We start from the raw sequence: 2,159 nt of genomic DNA, 5'->3' as shown, positions 1-2,159 counted from the left end.
TTGTCATTAGTAATTAAACAATCGCATCTACATTTTTAGCTAATAAATATTGAATATTATCTTCGAAATCTTTATTTTCTAAATTTAATGCTTCATATATTAGATTTGTGTCTGGCGTACAAATTTCCATTGTTTCCAGTAATAAAATTAAGAATTCTTTTATTTCATCCTCTTTCTTTTGCTTTTCTGCAATGTAATCTACATTTACCAATGTAATATCCGAGATATATCCTTCAAACAACCCCAAATCTATACTATTTAAAATTATTGAAGCTTCATAACTATTTTTTCTATCAAGCAATAAATCTAAAAGTATATTTGTATCCAAAAATATTTTCACTTTTAGTCCTTGACTATACTGTTATATTTTTCATCACGTGTTTTAAAATTTTTATCTAATATTCCTTTAAATTTTGAGAATTTTCCTGAAGACAACATACTTAGTAAATCTTCTTTATTTTGGCATTGAGAAATTAATCTTAAATATTCTTTGTAAGGAATAATTACTGCTTTTTTTTCTTTCTTTTTATTATCAATTATTAACGTGCTTTCATTCAGTATTTTAGTGAAATTTTTTTGTGCCTGACTTATGTTTAAAATTTTCATAACAAGTACCTCAAAGTTTTTATACATATAAAAATAATATTAATATACATACTTTTCAATAAAGGTTATATATATTTTAACAAATCCTTGGTAATAATTCTCCAGCAGGAGGTTCCATAATTCGTTTTGAACCGTAAGGAGATTTCAATATTACTTTTCCTTTATAGTCAGATATAACCCTTCCTATAATTTCTGAATTTTTACCTAACTCATTATTTCTCATAACTTCTAAAGTCCTTTCTGCTTCCTTTTCAGGAACAGCTATTACTAATTTACCTTCATTTGCTAAGGTATAAGGTTCTAACCCTAAAAGTTCACAAAGGCCTTGAACTTCAGATTTTACAGGAATATTTTCCTCTTCTACTTCTATTCCTATACTTGACTGCTGCGCCCATTCATTTAGAACTGCAGAAAGCCCGCCTCTTGTCGGGTCTCTCATTGCTTTTATGGTTATTCCTGCATTTATTAAATCTTCAACCAGCGGCCACAAAGAAGCACAATCAGAAGATAAATTTCCTTCTATTTCTATTTCCTCTCTTTGAGCCATTATACAGGCTCCATGGTCTCCAATAGTTCCAGAAACAAGTATTACATCTCCTTCATTTATATTATGGGCAGATATTCCTTTGTAAATAACTTCTCCTATTCCTGTTGTATTTATAAATATTTTGTCTGCTGAGCCTTTTGGAACTACTTTGGTATCTCCTGTTGTTATTTGAACACCTGTTTTTTTCATTTCTTCAGCCATAGATTTAACAATTTTTTCTAAGTCCTCAAAAGGAAATCCCTCTTCTATAATAAATGAACAGCTTAAATATTTAGGTTTTGCTCCCATCATTGAAATATCATTTACAGTTCCTGCAATAGCAAGTTTTCCAATATTTCCACCTTTAAAAAAGATTGGAGATACTGTAAAACTATCTGTTGTAAAGGCAATTTTTGAGTTTACGTTTAAAATTGATGCATCTTCCATTGTTTCTAAAATTGGATTTGAAAAGTACCTGAAAAACAATTCTTTAATAAGTTTTTGTGTTTCTTCTCCACCACCACCATGTGATAAGAGTATTTGTTTCATAGGGAATACCTCGTTTTTAATTGATATTAAACTAATTCTAACTTTCCATACTTATAATACGCAGAACAAGCTCCTTCTGATGATACCATACAAGAACCAAGCGGGTTCTGAGGAGTACAGGCTGTTCCAAAAACTTTACAGTCGTAGGGTTTAGCTACTCCTTTTAATATATCTCCGCAAATGCATAATTTATGGTCGTCGATAGGTTCATTTGGCAATATATCAGCAAAAACTTTCTCTGCATCTAAGTCTGAATATTCATCTTTTAGTTTTAACGCTGAATATGGAATGTCTCCAACACCTCTCCATCTAAAAACTTCCCGTGGCTCTAAATATTTGTTTATCATTTCTTGAGCTTTGATATTTCCCTCCCAAGATACAGCTCTTTTGTATTGAATTTCTACTTCTCTTCTGTTTTCTTTAAATTGACGAATTATCCACAAGATACTTTCCATAATATCAACTGGTTCAAATCCTG

At 30.3% G+C, this 2,159-nt stretch carries 4 protein-coding genes; all 4 read right to left on the bottom strand.

Features of this window, described 5'->3' with window-relative positions; genetic code table 11:
• Positions 1–13: 13 nt before the first annotated feature.
• On the bottom strand, positions 14–340 hold the full coding sequence (locus HG1285_RS03880; protein WP_008288775.1) for a PIN domain-containing protein: 327 nt from the start codon (positions 338–340) through the stop codon (positions 14–16).
• A 2-nt stretch (positions 341–342) separates the two neighbouring features.
• Complete coding sequence (locus HG1285_RS03885; RefSeq protein ID WP_008288774.1) at positions 343–606, bottom strand: type II toxin-antitoxin system Phd/YefM family antitoxin; 264 nt, start codon at positions 604–606, stop codon at positions 343–345.
• A 76-nt stretch (positions 607–682) separates the two neighbouring features.
• Positions 683–1,681: a hydrogenase expression/formation protein HypE gene (hypE, locus tag HG1285_RS03890; RefSeq protein ID WP_008288773.1), complete on the bottom strand. Its 999-nt coding sequence runs from the start codon at positions 1,679–1,681 to the stop codon at positions 683–685.
• Positions 1,682–1,707: 26 nt separating this feature from the next.
• Positions 1,708–2,159 (bottom strand): hydrogenase formation protein HypD (gene hypD, locus HG1285_RS03895; RefSeq protein ID WP_008288772.1); only part of this gene is annotated, 452 nt, incomplete at its 5' end.

It is taken from the genome of Hydrogenivirga sp. 128-5-R1-1 (assembly GCF_000171895.1).
This window is presented reverse-complemented; position numbering and strand designations above follow the sequence as displayed.

Bases quoted from the DNA above. Each gene is read 5' to 3' on its own strand.
- HG1285_RS03885 (WP_008288774.1), bottom strand. From the start codon at position 606: ATGAAAATTTTAAACATAAGTCAGGCACAAAAAAATTTCACTAAAATA.
- hypE (WP_008288773.1), bottom strand. From the start codon at position 1,681: ATGAAACAAATACTCTTATCACATGGTGGTGGTGGAGAAGAAACACAA.